Source organism: Pseudomonas sp. BYT-1 (genome assembly GCF_023611805.1).
Lineage (GTDB): Bacteria > Pseudomonadota > Gammaproteobacteria > Pseudomonadales > Pseudomonadaceae > Aquipseudomonas > Aquipseudomonas guariconensis.
Window position 1 is genome coordinate 5,519,100 of record NZ_CP072559.1, and the last position, 13,768, is coordinate 5,532,867.

The 13,768-nt window shown below is 55.4% G+C and carries 16 protein-coding genes and 1 pseudogene; 9 read left to right on the top strand and 8 right to left on the bottom strand.

The window, feature by feature from the left end:
• Positions 1-327 precede the first annotated feature (327 nt).
• The gene (locus J5X93_RS25925) at positions 328-1,734 is read right to left on the bottom strand and encodes a heavy metal sensor histidine kinase (protein WP_012316924.1); all 1,407 of its coding nucleotides are present in this window, start codon (positions 1,732-1,734) and stop codon (positions 328-330) included.
• Positions 1,734-2,411, bottom strand: coding sequence for a heavy metal response regulator transcription factor (locus J5X93_RS25930; RefSeq protein ID WP_012316925.1), 678 nt, complete (start codon positions 2,409-2,411; stop codon positions 1,734-1,736). The genes J5X93_RS25925 and J5X93_RS25930 overlap by 1 nt, the downstream gene beginning before the upstream one ends.
• Positions 2,412-2,576: 165 nt before the next feature.
• On the opposite strand from J5X93_RS25930, the gene J5X93_RS25935 reads away from it, so the two are divergent.
• The 6 genes from J5X93_RS25935 (at position 2,577) to J5X93_RS25960 (ending at position 7,463) form a co-directional block, all read left to right on the top strand.
• Positions 2,577-2,783 carry a co-regulatory protein PtrA N-terminal domain-containing protein gene (locus tag J5X93_RS25935; protein WP_012316926.1) on the top strand — a complete coding sequence of 69 codons (207 nt, stop codon included), beginning with the start codon at positions 2,577-2,579 and terminating at the stop codon, positions 2,781-2,783.
• Between the two features lie 181 nt (positions 2,784-2,964).
• Positions 2,965-4,782 (top strand): copper resistance system multicopper oxidase, encoded by a 1,818-nt coding sequence (locus J5X93_RS25940; RefSeq protein WP_012316927.1) that lies wholly within the window; start codon positions 2,965-2,967, stop codon positions 4,780-4,782.
• Positions 4,783-4,796: 14 nt separating this feature from the next.
• On the top strand, positions 4,797-5,120 hold the full coding sequence (locus J5X93_RS25945; RefSeq protein WP_012316928.1) for a hypothetical protein: 324 nt from the start codon (positions 4,797-4,799) through the stop codon (positions 5,118-5,120).
• Positions 5,110-6,225 carry a copper resistance protein B gene (locus J5X93_RS25950; protein WP_012316929.1) on the top strand — a complete coding sequence of 372 codons (1,116 nt, stop codon included), beginning with the start codon at positions 5,110-5,112 and terminating at the stop codon, positions 6,223-6,225. The genes J5X93_RS25945 and J5X93_RS25950 overlap by 11 nt, the downstream gene beginning before the upstream one ends.
• Before the next feature lie 10 nt (positions 6,226-6,235).
• A complete protein-coding gene (locus tag J5X93_RS25955) occupies positions 6,236-7,018 on the top strand; it encodes a c-type cytochrome (protein WP_012316930.1) in 783 nt (260 codons plus the stop codon).
• Positions 7,008-7,463, top strand: a complete 456-nt coding sequence (locus J5X93_RS25960) for a DUF411 domain-containing protein (protein ID WP_012316931.1) — start codon at positions 7,008-7,010, stop codon at positions 7,461-7,463. Before J5X93_RS25955 ends, J5X93_RS25960 begins: the two co-directional genes overlap by 11 nt.
• A 105-nt stretch (positions 7,464-7,568) precedes the next feature.
• Here the strand turns inward: J5X93_RS25960 and J5X93_RS25965 are convergent, their stop codons facing one another.
• The 4 genes from J5X93_RS25965 to J5X93_RS25980 form a co-directional block, all read right to left on the bottom strand.
• Complete coding sequence (locus tag J5X93_RS25965) at positions 7,569-7,757, bottom strand: AbrB/MazE/SpoVT family DNA-binding domain-containing protein (RefSeq protein WP_016489899.1); 189 nt, start codon at positions 7,755-7,757, stop codon at positions 7,569-7,571.
• 137 nt (positions 7,758-7,894) lie between these two features.
• Positions 7,895-8,227, bottom strand: coding sequence for a DUF2790 domain-containing protein (locus J5X93_RS25970; RefSeq protein ID WP_012316932.1), 333 nt, complete (start codon positions 8,225-8,227; stop codon positions 7,895-7,897).
• A gap of 145 nt (positions 8,228-8,372) precedes the next feature.
• Positions 8,373-8,696 (bottom strand): antitoxin Xre/MbcA/ParS toxin-binding domain-containing protein, encoded by a 324-nt coding sequence (locus tag J5X93_RS25975; protein ID WP_012316933.1) that lies wholly within the window; start codon positions 8,694-8,696, stop codon positions 8,373-8,375.
• 59 nt (positions 8,697-8,755) lie between these two features.
• Positions 8,756-8,929: a hypothetical protein gene (locus J5X93_RS25980; RefSeq protein ID WP_016489901.1), complete on the bottom strand. Its 174-nt coding sequence runs from the start codon at positions 8,927-8,929 to the stop codon at positions 8,756-8,758.
• Positions 8,930-9,331: 402 nt separating this feature from the next.
• On the opposite strand from J5X93_RS25980, the pseudogene J5X93_RS25985 reads away from it, so the two are divergent.
• From J5X93_RS25985 to J5X93_RS25995, 3 genes and pseudogenes are all read left to right on the top strand, one after another.
• Positions 9,332-9,525, top strand: a pseudogene (locus tag J5X93_RS25985) (transposase); the annotation flags it as partial.
• Between the two features lie 155 nt (positions 9,526-9,680).
• Entirely contained in the window at positions 9,681-10,082 is a 402-nt protein-coding gene (locus J5X93_RS25990) for a hypothetical protein (protein WP_024717850.1), read from the top strand.
• A complete protein-coding gene (locus J5X93_RS25995) occupies positions 10,079-10,408 on the top strand; it encodes a hypothetical protein (RefSeq protein WP_016489902.1) in 330 nt (109 codons plus the stop codon). The genes J5X93_RS25990 and J5X93_RS25995 overlap by 4 nt, the downstream gene beginning before the upstream one ends.
• Before the next feature lie 43 nt (positions 10,409-10,451).
• On the opposite strand, the gene J5X93_RS26000 is transcribed toward J5X93_RS25995, so the two are convergent.
• Together J5X93_RS26000 and J5X93_RS26005 are read right to left on the bottom strand one after the other, a co-directional pair.
• Positions 10,452-11,363, bottom strand: coding sequence for a DUF4238 domain-containing protein (locus J5X93_RS26000; RefSeq protein ID WP_016489903.1), 912 nt, complete (start codon positions 11,361-11,363; stop codon positions 10,452-10,454).
• Between the two features lie 914 nt (positions 11,364-12,277).
• Positions 12,278-13,747: a TnsD family Tn7-like transposition protein gene (locus J5X93_RS26005; RefSeq protein WP_012316938.1), complete on the bottom strand. Its 1,470-nt coding sequence runs from the start codon at positions 13,745-13,747 to the stop codon at positions 12,278-12,280.
• Positions 13,748-13,768: the final 21 nt, after the last annotated feature.

The window sequence follows — 13,768 nt, forward strand, 5'->3', positions numbered from 1 at the left end:
GCCTTTGGCGTCGGGGTCAGGAAGGTGAGTTGGCCGGACGGTTACGGTCGTGGCTTGGCATAGTCAGTCCAGGCGTTAGGAAGCTGGGCTGCACTGTGCTGGCAGTCCTGCACTCCTGGCCTACCTTGCAGGATTGGTATGGTCACCAGTCTTTCCCAGGTCTTGGTCCTGGCAGCAGGCATGGTCCATGCCCGCCATCATTTCCATGCCCATGGTCTGCATTGGGCAAGGTTCAGTCGCCGAATCGATGCCCGCCATCCCGTTAAGCGGAAGCGCCACGATAAGAATCAGGATGGGCGAGTATAGGTTACCGGGATGAACTCACCATTAAGGGGTTGGGGCTGCACCAACCAACCGCATGGAGGCTGGGAGACTGATGAAGAAGGTTGTGACACCCTCCGCTGAAGTACACCAAATTCGTCCGCTGTGAGCCTCGATGATGGAGCGTGTTATCGACAGGCCTAGGCCTGCATTGCTTGGCCCGCCTTCGCGTCTGGCTGGATCGGCCCGATAGAACCGGTGGAAGATCTTGCCAATGTGCTGAGGATCGATGGTTACTCCGCTGTTACGTACGGATAGCGTCACGGTTTCACGTGTTTGCTCGATCTGCACTGATATCTCGTTGCCTTCCGGGGTGTAGCGCAACGCGTTCGATAAAATGTTGGAAAGCGCTCGGTCAATCATCAGGCGATCGCCACGAACCTTGCCACGACCTTGGAGGGTCAGCTGAATGCCCCGGTCCTCAGCCAGGAACTGGTAGTACTCGAACAGCTTGTATACGAGTTCGGAGAGGTCCACATCGATCTGCTCGGGCACGATCAGACCGTTGTCCGCCTTGGCGAGGAAAAGCATGTCGTCAATCATGCGCGACATGCGCTTGAGGTCTTCCAGGTTCGAATAGAGGTTTTCCTCATATGCATCCAGGTCACGCTTCTTGGTGAGCACCACTTCAGTATGGGTCAGTAGGTTGCTGACCGGCGTTCTCAACTCGTGAGCGATATCGGCAGAAAAGTTGGACAACCGAACGAATGCATCCTCCAATCGTCCCAGCATCCCGTTGAAAGACAGGATGAGCTCCTGAAGCTCAATCGGTACGGGCTTCAGGGGAATGCGCTCGCGGAGCGATCTTGCTGACATCGCGGTCGCCACTTTGGTGATTTGCCCGACAGGCCGAAGCCCGCTTTTGGCCACGACCCAGCCCAAGCCTGCACTCACCACTGCACTGATCACCAAGCCGATCCCGAACCACCACTGCAAGGTGTGGAAGAAATGGGCATGAGTGGTGACATCGAGCATCAGCACCGCCGTCACAGGTTCCGGCTCGCCCGCGATGGCCAACTGGGCGGTGATACCGCGGAAGTTCTGCGATTCATCCTGCCACTCCCAGACCGCACCCTGGCGCGCCTGCTCGAACCGCTGAGGAATTTGGGAGGCTTTGGAGTCTGAAAAAAGGGTCGTTCCGTCAGCCTTGGTGATTTTCGCCGAAAGATCCTGATGTGCGCCGAGCAATGCCCGCAGCTGCTGCTCCTGATCGCCGAGCTCGCCTCGCGCTGCTGAAATGGACAGAATATGACGCGTTGACTCCAGCTTTTCGGAGAGCGCCTGCTCATCCAGCATCCGGAAATGGTGCTGGCTGAGCCCGTAGAAAGCCACGCCGGCAACGACCAAGACAGCAGTCACCGCGAACATGAACATCAGGGTCAGTCGCTTGACGAGCGATGATTGCGGGCGCATCACTCTGCCACATCCATCATGTAGCCCATGCCTCGGGCGGTATGGATGAGCTTTGGCGCGAAGTCGTCATCAATCTTGGCCCGCAGTCGGCGAATCGCGACCTCGATCACGTTGGTGTCACTGTCGAAGTTCATGTCCCAGACCTGAGAAGCGATCAGCGACTTGGGGAGCACCTCCCCGCGTCGGCGCATGAGCAGCTCCAAAAGGGCAAACTCCTTGGCAGTAAGGTCGATCCGCTTGCCGTTTCGCGTAGCCCGGCGCTTGAGCAGGTCAACCTCAAGGTCCGCCATCTTCATGGTGGTTTGAGCAGAACCACCGTTGCCTCTGCGCAGCAGTGTGCGGACCCGAGCCAACAGCTCAGAGAACGCAAAGGGCTTCACAAGGTAGTCATCAGCACCCAGCTCCAAGCCTTTAACGCGATCATCTACGCCATCACGGGCCGTGAGAAAGAGGACCGGCACGTCTTTCCCCGCTGCCCGGATCTTGCGCAGGACCTCCCAGCCATCGAGCCCCGGCATCATTACGTCCAAGATCAGCAAGTCATACGCTTCGCTCTGCGCCTGTTGCAGGGCGTCAGTGCCTGTCATCACCCGGTCTACAGTGAAGCCAGCCTCTGTTAGGCCTTGCTGGAGGTAGACACCGGTTTTCGGCTCATCTTCGGCTACGAGTAATTTCATCTGCTCTCATCCACGCGGAGTGCATCTCCAGTTTGCAGGAAAAAAGACGCCCAACCAGAAGCTGACGGAAAAGTAATGTCGCGATCAGTTTTCTGACAGCACCGCGAGGCTAATTTGACCCTGTACCTGACGCCATGAGGCGCAGAACCCACTGAGGATCTCCAGATGAACATGGTCAAAGCAATTGTGGTGGTCGTTACCTTCGGCATGGCAGGCATCGCCCTGGCAGAGGGCGGCGCGGACCGGACCTTTGCGCGGATGGAAGCGGCTCGCCAAAACTCCATGCAGGCCTATCAGGTTGCGCAGCAGGAGAAAGAGCAGCCGCCGGTCGCCGCACAGTCCAGCAAGCATGTCGGCCACGAGAGCTGCTGATCCGAGCTTACAGAAATGTAATCACTCCGGAATCTGAACTATGGCAGTTTCAGACTACGGCCTCTCATCAGCCTCGCGCAGTAGCGAAAGTCTACGAGACTGGTGAGAGCTCCAACGAACCCAAGGGCTGCGCCATCGAGCAGCCTGGATATCAGCGATCTACCTGACTGGACGCAACGGCATGCAAAGCAAAACCACGAGACGATCATTCGTCAAAGGCCTGGCCGCTACCGGACTTCTGGGTGGGCTCGGCATGTGGCGCGCGCCGGTCTGGGCTGTGACCAGCCCTGGCCAACCGAACGTGCTCAGCGGCAATGAATTCGACCTGTATATCGGTGAACTGCCCGTCAACATTACGGGGGCAGCTCGTACGGCCATGGCCATCAACGGCTCCGTGCCTGGGCCGATCCTGCGATGGCGCGAAGGCGACACCGTGACGCTGCGTGTACGCAACCGGTTGAAACAGGACACCTCCATTCACTGGCACGGCATAATCCTGCCCGCCAATATGGACGGTGTGCCGGGCTTGAGCTTTCACGGCATCGCTCCCGATGGCATGTACGAATACAAGTTCAAGGTCCACCAGAACGGCACTTACTGGTATCACAGCCACTCAGGCCTCCAAGAGCAGTCTGGGGTCTATGGCGCACTGGTGATCGATGCTAAGGATCCCGAGCCGTTTGTATATGACCGCGATTACGTCGTCATGCTCAGCGATTGGACGGATGAGGACCCGGCGCGGGTGCTCTCCAAACTCAAGAAGCAGTCCGACTATTACAACTTCCACAAGCGCACGGTCAGCGACTTCGTTGACGACGTGAGCGAGAAAGGCTGGTCGGCCGCTGTAGCGGATCGGAAGATGTGGGCTGAAATGAAGATGAGCCCCACCGACCTCGCAGATGTGAGCGGGTATACCTACACCTACCTCATGAACGGCCAAGCTCCGAACGGCAACTGGACGGGTATCTTCAAGCCCGGCGAGAAGATCCGCCTGCGATTCATCAACGGCTCGGCCATGACCTATTTCGATGTCCGGATTCCTGGGCTCAAGATGACGGTTGTGGCTGCCGACGGCCAGTACGTCAAACCCGTATCGGTCGATGAGTTCCGGATCGCCGTTGCTGAAACCTACGATGTCATCGTCGAGCCTGAAAACGAACAGGCCTATACGATTTTCGCGCAATCCATGGACCGTACCGGGTATTCCCGAGGCACCCTGGCAGTTCGCGAAGGCTTGCAAGCGCCCGTACCGGCGGTAGATCCACGCCCGATCATCGCCATGAGCGATATGGGCATGGACCACGGCAGCATGGGCGGAATGGATCATGGCAGCATGGCTGGCATGGACCAGGGCAGCATGGCCGGCATGGATCACAGCAAGATGGCTGGAATGGACCACGGCAGCATGGCCGGTATGGACCACAGCAAGATGACTGGGATGGGCAATGAAGGCATGGCCGGCATGAGCGGCGCAATGCAAAGCCATCCGGCTTCCGAGACCAACAACCCACTGGTCGATATGCAGACTATGTCGCCAACGCCAAAGCTGAACGATCCGGGAATTGGCCTACGCAACAACGGGCGTCGAGTGCTGACGTACGCCGATCTGCGGAGCACCTTCATCGATCCCGATGGTCGAGAGCCTGGACGGACAATCGAACTGCACCTTACCGGCCACATGGAGAAGTTCGCGTGGTCGTTCGACGGTATCAAATTCTCCGACGCTGAACCGCTGCGGTTGAAATATGGCGAGCGTCTTCGCATCACCTTGGTCAACGACACCATGATGACTCACCCCATCCACCTCCACGGTATGTGGAGTGATCTGGAGGACGAGAACGGCAACTTCATGGTTCGCAAGCACACCATCGACATGCCACCTGGCTCAAAACGAAGCTATCGCGTCACCGCAGATGCCTTGGGACGTTGGGCCTATCACTGTCACCTACTGTTCCACATGGAAATGGGCATGTTCCGAGAAGTACGTGTGGACGAATGAACTGGAGATTTGAGATGAGCAAACCAATGAAACGAAGCGCCTTTTTCCTTTCTGCTGCGATGGTAGGCATTCTGGCTGTTTATGCCCCGTCGTCGTGGTCCAGCGACAATCATGATCAGCATTCCCAGAAAACCACAGAGGCCGGCAAAGCCAAAGGCTCGCAGGACAAGCAGGGCCAGGGGATGAACCATGAAGGCATGGACCATGGTTCCATGGAAGGTATGGACCACGGCTCGATGAAGGGAATGGACCATGGCTCGATGGAAGGCATGGACCACGACAAAATGATGAAATCGCATGGCAGCGACAAAGCTAAGGCAGGGAAAGATGGCCAATAGCCTCGGGCGGCCTTCGCTGCTGGCTCTGACCGTTTCGATCAGCATGCTGGGCGTAACGCCCAGCTTCGCTGCTGAAGAAATGGATCACTCGGGCATGGATCATTCGAAAATGGGGCACGGCTCCATGCAAATGGATGCTGCTCCATCCGAATCGATGCCGGCGATGGATCACAGCAAGATGGGGATGGGCAAACAGCAGAAAAAGCCTGCCCCTGTTGATCACAGCCAGATGGGGCATGCTCAAAGCAAGAGTAAATCCAGCCCGGTGGACCACAACAAGATGGACCACAGCAAAATGAACCATGGAAACATGCAGGGCATGGATCACGGCTCTATGAAGGGCATGGACCATTCCCAGATGAACCATAGCTCAGCGACTTCTCCGACCACGACGAGCCGCACGCCGATTCCAGTGCTCACTGATGCGGATCGCGAGTCGGCCTTTCCGCCCCTGGGTGGCCACCAAGTGCACGACAGCGGAATCAACAGCTTCTTCCTGTTGGACCAGCTCGAATACCAGGACGCCGATGAGGGCAGCACCCTGGCCTGGGACGCATCAGGCTGGATAGGCGGCGACATTAATCGCCTCTGGGTTCGTTCGGAAGGCGAGCGCACCAATGGGGTAACCGAAGATGCTGAGCTGCAACTCCTGTACGGGCGCTCGGTCAGCCCTTGGTGGGATGTGGTCGCCGGGGTCCGCCAGGATTTCAAACCGGAATCCCCACAGACCTGGGCAGCCTTTGGTATTCAGGGCATGGCTCTGTATGACTTCGAGGCCGAAGCCACGGCGTTTATAGGCGAGAACGGTCAGACTGCTGCGCGTCTTGAGGGCGAATACGACATCCTGCTGACCAATCGCTTGATTTTGCAGCCCACGGCCGAGGTCAATTTCTATGGCAAGAACGATCCTGAGCGCGGCGTTGGCTCGGGCCTTGCCAATACCGAAGTCGGGCTGCGCCTACGGTATGAAATTGTCCGCCAGTTTGCTCCATACATAGGCGTTACCTGGAGCCGCTCCTACGGCAACACCGCTGACTTCATCCGAGACGAGGGTGGAGATGTTGATGAGGCACGCTTCGTTGCCGGTATCCGGATGTGGTTCTGAGAATTCCAACATGAAAAAAACAATTACAACGCTGCTTGGGGCCGGTGCTGTCGGAAGTGCTGCGGTATTGGGCACAGCCTATTTCGGTCTGGTGAATGTCGGCGCTGATGATCCTCACTTCCCGGCAGTCCATTCCTTTCTCGCCATGGCTCGTGATCGGTCTATTGAGGTTCGAGCGCGAGACATCGAAGTCCCTGATCTGAAGGAAGCCGCGTTGATCAAAGCGGGGGCGGGCAACTACAACGCCATGTGTATAGGCTGTCACCTTGCCCCTGGCGTTGGGAAGACTGAGCTAAGCCAAGCGCTATACCCGTCGCCACCCGACCTCACCAAGGTGGGTGTCGGAGGCGATCCAGCCGCCGCATTCTGGACAATCAAGCACGGTATCAAAGCCACGGGCATGCCCGCCTGGGGCAAGAGCATGGGCGATGAGTACATCTGGGGAATCGTCGCGTTCCTGGATCAACTGCCCCAGATGAATGCCGAGCAGTACAAGGCCTTGGTGGCCACGAGCGGCGGCCACCAGCACGGCGGCGGTGAAAGCGATATGCACAACCATGAGGGCCAGCACGGCGGGAGCGGTCGTGCCGAGCATGGTGATCACGATGAAGCGGCAGACGACGATCATGCCCAGGCAGCTCACGACCATGGAGCTGCACCCGCAGGCTCCGCTCAAGCGGCAGATCATCACGGTGACCACAATGCGGCCGAGGCCCATTCGGATGCCCACCCGACATCGTCGCCAAAGACGCATGTTCACAAAGACGGTAAGGAGCACACTCATGCCAACTAACCGGATATTCGTTCGGCTAGCCGCTATCGCTGGGCTTCTGGTGACCTCGGCGGCCTATGCTGCCGAGCCATTGTCCATCGACGTTCACCGAGACGCGAACTGCGGTTGCTGCAAGAAGTGGATCGCGCACCTGGAAGCCAATGGTTTCAAAGTGACCGACCATGTTGAGACGGACATGAGCGCAGTGAAACAGAAGCTGGGCGTATCGCCACGGTTAGCGTCCTGCCACACAGCTGTGATCGACGGAAAGTTTGTTGAAGGTCACGTGCCAGCTGAGCAGATTCGAGAACTCAGGGGGCGGAACGATCTAGTCGGGATCGCCGTACCAGGAATGCCAGCTGGGTCCCCAGGCATGGAGGTTGATGGCGTAAGCCATGCCTACCAAGTCATTGGTTTAATCAAAAGCGGCGAGGACCAAGTAGTCGCCAACTATCCAGCCAAATAACGCACCTACCAGGAGGACGGCGGTAGGCTGACTGCCGTCCCTTATTCCCCCGCTAGAAAGCTTCATCAGCTCAACAGGACGACAGAGAGGGGCTACAAAGGGTAGCTAGTCAGATTCACGGCGCTCGCGGACTGGCTTGAGTACGATATCGCCGTTGATGAGCTCGATGGAGAGTCTGTCGCCCGTCGTGACCCCGAGCTCGCGCAAAATGTCATCGGGTAATTCCACAATCACATCGCCGGAGCCGTCGCCGGGATCTAGGCACTTTACCGTGGTGCGCGCTGATTGAGTCATTGGACTCTCCTGCCTGAGCTACCAGTCCTCATCGTACTCCACCAGTCATGAAAGCCGGTAACCAGGCGATCTATTGCCGGAATTGACGCTTCAACCCGGCGTTTTATCAGAGTAAGTCCTGTCCACTCGCTCAGTGCTCAGTTCTGGCCCCGGCAACCGACTCCAGCGGTCCGGTATTCAAGGATTTTCACGTCTCCGTTGGAATCCTCGTAATTCATCTGTGCCGGCATCACGTCACAGCTCGCCTTGGTCGACGTCATGCTGATCACCTTCGCCACGTCGAGCCGCATCCCGTAGCGATAGTGGATCACCTCCGGTGGGTTCTTTCCCTTGGCAGCGGCATAAGCTCGCATAGCTTGCTCATTGGCCTGAATCATCTTTCCATGCAGACGGTCGGATCCTCCTTCGGCGAGTACGGCTGACGAAGCCACTAGGGCCAGGATAGCGGTGATACTTTTGATGACTTTCATTTCAATCACTCCAATAAACGTGACTGAAGATTAGGGGTTGATCGCTGTCAATTGAGTGATACGGGAATTACAAGGTTGTAAGTCCCGCATGTAAAAAGAGGTAGCGTTGCCTCCTCGCCGCATACCAACCTCGCCCTCAGGCAAGCTACTGGTAGACACCCAAGCGTATACGCTCAAGATAGTCCGCTACGACGCTGAACCCGAGCGACGTGTCGAGCATCTCGAAGGGTACAAACCCCAACAAACGGCCGCACGGCCGACAAAGCCACTGCTCCGCGAGCATCTGAGAGCCAAATACCTTCGATGCAAGCTCCAGTCCTTTCGCATACTGGAACGCCACCGCGCTCTGCTGGGCATCCAGACGATGGGCCTGAGCGGGATGGCTCAGACGGTGAATGCTTCTGGTCGATCTTCCTGTGATTCGCCCGACGAGGTTACGAGCCTTGAACAGGCTCGATGACTCGACCATGCACTTCACGTCGCTGAAAAAGAATCCTGTTTGGACTAGACTCAGGAGCTCCAGCTGGCTCAACCCGTCGGGGTGGTTCCGCCCTGCTCAGATTCTCGCGCGAGATCTGCGTATCCTTCTTCACCACTGAGATGGTCGTAGAGTTCTTCCAGGGTTAAAGCCAAACCAACTTTATAACCCGACAGGTCAGCAAGGTATTCGTTAAGGTCGCCAGCTCCGAAGCTCATATGCATAAAAGGGTCCTAGGCGTGAAAGTAATGCGACGATAGTATCGGTTTGCTAAACACTCCACAAAAGGGCCCTGTGGACAGCGAAATACAGGCAGATCCTGTCAGTTGCCCGGACCCACTCACGGCCTGGTTTTGGCTTTTTGGCCGAAAAGGCTGTTGCTTAAATTGCAGAGCGATTATTAGCCTTTTAGACGCCAATGGTCCAACCAAAGCACTCTCGGTTGATCGGAAAACCAAGCGTAGAAAACTAGTGCCGCATGCTGCTAGCTGCCTCTCGCCAGCGTCTTCTACCGGCCCAGGCTGTGTAAAACCTTGACCAGTGCTAATGTTATTCTGCCGTCGGCAGTCATAGCGGAGTAGTCCATGAGGCCATTCCTCCAAGGCAAGCATCGAGATTAATGCACGTTGCGGCCTGAGAGCCTGGATGATTATGTCGCAGATACTAACTAGGTTCGAGTAATCGATGTGCTCGACGATGAGCTTGATCTCACCCGTTGGGCTTCAGTGGTGTGGTTCTCACCGAAACTGGACGCCCTGCGTACCCTGCTGCACTGCTGAAGATCAACATCTATGGCTATCTCAACCATCTTTCCGTCAGCATTGGGATGAGCTTGGTTCCGACCAGCTCCGGAAAATAGCTTTGGGGACTCCTTGGAAAATGAGGTCATAAATGGCCTGGGCTAGCGAACGGGAGCTTTGCTTCTCGCAGGTTTGGGGGCATGCTGTGAGCGAAACGTGGCAGGAGGAATGCGCCATGAACCAGGGGACACTCCAGACAGCGGTACTGTCGGCCGCCGAACTGATCGACTACCTGTGTCCTACGAGCGGGGCGCCTTATTCGGTCGAGCGCTATGCCGAGATCTTTGGCCTCAGCCCTACCGAGTTTGCCGGTCAGATCGCTGCCTATCGTCACAGCAAACCAGATGCTACCAGCGCATCCGACGCCGAAGCGACGCAACGCTTTATCGCGGATGTCTTGCGGGTGATCTTGGCCCTAGACGAGAGCGGAGTCGCCGTCGAACGGGCGATCACTTGGTTTCGACTCGAGCCGTTACCGACCTTCGAACAGCAGACCGCGGAGCAACTGGTCAGTCAGGTTCAAGTTGAACGAGTGCTGCAGTTCCTAGCCTCCTGGCAGGCGGGGAGCCAGGGATGAATCGGGATACCCAATGGCAGGTCGATCATCAATCGGCATACCAGTCCTGTTATTGCACTGTCCTGCACACCGTAGATGCGCGTTACGACGTTCGCGGTTCTGTGCTGGCAGAAATGGTGAAGGCCTGTCTGATTCACCGCGCCACACTGCCCGCAGCGCAGCGGGCCTATTTCGTACAGCACGCATCAGAGGAAGCGGTGACCTACTTGGAAAAGTTCACAGCCAGGCTGTTTTTTGGCCCCCAGGGACGCTTTTCGCCGCAAGAGTATCGCTACCGGCCTGCTATAGATTTGCTGGAACCGGCTCCTCATGGTCAGCCTCAATGAGGCTCACTGGTCAATTGAAGGCAATTTGCCATCTGGAAAAATGCTAGAGGTCCCAAGCATTCTCGGCGAGTAAAAAATCTTTGACGTAGTCGCGCTGCTTTGAAAGAGTGGAGCGGTTTAGAGCCCAGCCGAGATGAGCGCTGACAAACTCGCCCTGAGTCTCGTCGAAGTAATAAGCCGTGCGCGCCTTCGCCAAGGAATACAGATTGATCAGCCGAGCACGTACGTGCGGCTTGAGATGATCATAGACGACAACGTTGGGGTTATTGGAGAATACTAAAGCTTTACCTGGCGAGATGGCGATGATGAACAACAGGTCCCTCAAATAGTCTCCCCAGCGAGATGCGGGGTAATCAGATGCGAGCAAGCCCGGTTGTTCCCAATTGTACTCCCGCATGGTTGCCTTCAAGAGTCCATCTGAAAATGCCTCGTCAATAAACGGCGAAATCTCGTTCTGGGCGAATAGGACTAACGACATCGCACCGAGGGACTTGCTTGATTTAAAATAGTCAACCACTTCATTGATCGAAGTATGTGATGAGATCTGCTCATCCTTCATATTTTGCCTAATAAGATCGAGTTCCGAGCGGATATCCATGGCTTTTAGAATGTCGGGATGGCGAGCCTCCAGAAACGTCAGGGTGTTCGCCAGTTGTCGGCGGTCCAGATGGTTCCAACCCTGAACTCTACTGCTACGTGCCTTTTCGATGATCTTATGGCCCGCTTCATCAATCATCGGGGTAATATGGCTGGATTCGACCTCAAATCCCCCATCGGGAAAGTCGATACGGTACAAGTCCTCAATCGAAGCAGTATGTTTTATAGCAACCGGCTTGATTTCCAGCGCACCATTCGAAGGCAGTCGGCGGTAGCGGAAGACTCTCCCAGGAGCGTATTGCCAAGCCTTGAGAAAGTGTTGTGGAACGAAATGGTGATTGCGAGGGGGATTCGGCATGCAGTGGTTCTCTCCAAAAATGAGGATGCTATAGCAATGAAGATTTTCACACCATTACCTGGAGAATATGTGGCGTCGGCACTGCAGCGGGGAAACGAGATGCTCGGTATCCGAACCCTGCCACATGAGGATTTCCGGATAAGACCGATACCAAGAACAGGTTACGGACGCAAAGGAATTGGGGGAAAAGCGGAAATTAGGGGGTACGCAATTTTTAAATTTCCCTCCTTATTTACTGAACGAAAAATCACGGAAGAGGTTTTGCACAACCACACCCTGTACCCTCTCACCGCAGCGCTAGGCCGACCTACAAACCAAACAATAGTAACCCCCGCTTATTGGAAAAAAATTTGCCCCGAATGCGCATTCGAGGACTTTGAGAATCACGGCACAGCGTACGTACATCGAAGCCATGTACAGTCTTATGTTAAGGTTTGTAGCATCCATGGTTCTGACCTCATAACTATCTGCCCCGCATGTTCAACCCCCATTAATAAGCATAAAATAACCCAACTAGGAATATGCAGTCAAAAATACAAAAACCCGACACGTCAATGGAAATCACCGAACCATCTGTATTCAATATTTATCGCAGAACTTCTGAACTACAAAGGCCCTCCAGCTAAAACGCACAACGCTGAATGGATAGTGACCAAAAGCTTATACAAAAATTATTTCGATGAAATATACGGCAATTATGGATACGTGTCTGAAATTATAGTGCGTGAGCTCGGCACAAAAACTATAAATCCCTATTCAAAGGGGGCGACTGATTACAACTTCGTAATTCAAGCCTTCCTAGGCTGTCGCACCGCTGCCAGATACCTAGACTTGCTAACAAACAGTGCCGCGTGCACTCAGTTGCAAAACGAAGTTAATGAACTTATTCGGTCTGACTTCATCAAACGCAAATATCATACAGTAGATAGAATACCTAGTACCTCCTCATCAGTTACATGAGACAGCCGAATCCCAGCAAGCCGGTACACAACACTTATAGCACTTCGCTCAGATAGAAGATAATGTCTCACCGCCCATCTGATTTTACGAACTTGATGGTCATGATCAGATTCGAGAATATCTTTCATCAACAAAGTACTTATTGGGAACTTATCAGGTACCCTCAAAAAATCATGGCTACGAGCGACCTTCCTGCTTAACGCGGCGCGGGTCACCTTTTTCGGTTTGCCCTGCGTAGACAGAATCTGGTCCCTGGCGATTAGCAGATCTTGAGCAAGCGCTGCGTCTCTCGCATGCCAATCGACCAACCCCCTCCTTACCCTTATGAAAGGATGGGCAGACACATACTGCGCTAACCACTCCTTATCATGGCGGTAAAGCCACTGATAGCCCGGCTTATCATGGCATTTCGCGTTCTTGCTGCTCGAGAAAGCTTCGCGGCGTGCCTCAATTTCGCCGTCCTCTATGAGGGGCCTAGTATCGTTGCCCCTAGCCGCTTCACCGCTGCGAGCATCAGCTCGCGGGTGAAAGGATTTGAGGTGCTCAAGGTCTGCCTCAAGGAGCCAGCAAAGAAAGTAGAATTTTAATGGCTGTACGACCGCCCCGCGTGGACGCACGACGCCCAACACCCAGTCCCAAGAGCAACTGAGCTCCTGGAACTCATTAGCGCGAGGGCTACAGAGAAGACGCGGCGTCAGGAAGCTCCTTAATACCTGTTCCCTCACCCGACCAGCCTTAAGAAACCCCATCTCATCCAGACGATGCTGAAGGAAGTTTCCGGTCAGCAGATTTTGTACATCCGCTGGGTGCTCAAGTCCCCAAAACTGCATTTCACCTATCACAGCAGCTGAAGAGTCAGGAGCCCGCATCACTGGCGACCCCGCTGCCTCCGCCGGAAACAGCATGCAACGCCAGTCAGTTCCATCCGGAAACATCGTCCCGCAGAGCACCTCTCCATGGAGCGGGCAGATGCAAGTACCCATTGCTTGGTGAATACGATGCCAGTAGGCCGAGCCGCAGTTTTGAATATCTTCTTCAACACACCTCTCGCAGTACCTGAACGACGCGTGCTTGAGGAAGCCTGAGGCTGTGAGACCCAGGCTCATTTTCAGGCCCGTGCCGTCGGTACCAGTCATGGCGATACGCGCGGCTTTGCTCTTCGTGTCATTCAAAAAAGGTTCGTACAGAGGCAAAAGGGTAAAGCGATCGATCAAATGCTCTACCGAATAAGCTGATGCTAACCGTTGCGACAGAGCACCCAAGCAGCACGGCAGGATAGAGCCACAGGTTCTGGAATACGCGCCGAACAACTCCTGGCTTGTCCGGCGATAGCTGTCGTTCGACGACAGCCTATGATAACGGACCGCCAGGCTGTAGAGAGACTCATCAGGGAACGGCTGAGGAAACCAATGCAAGCGATCCATTGACCTGATCTCCCGCGGTTC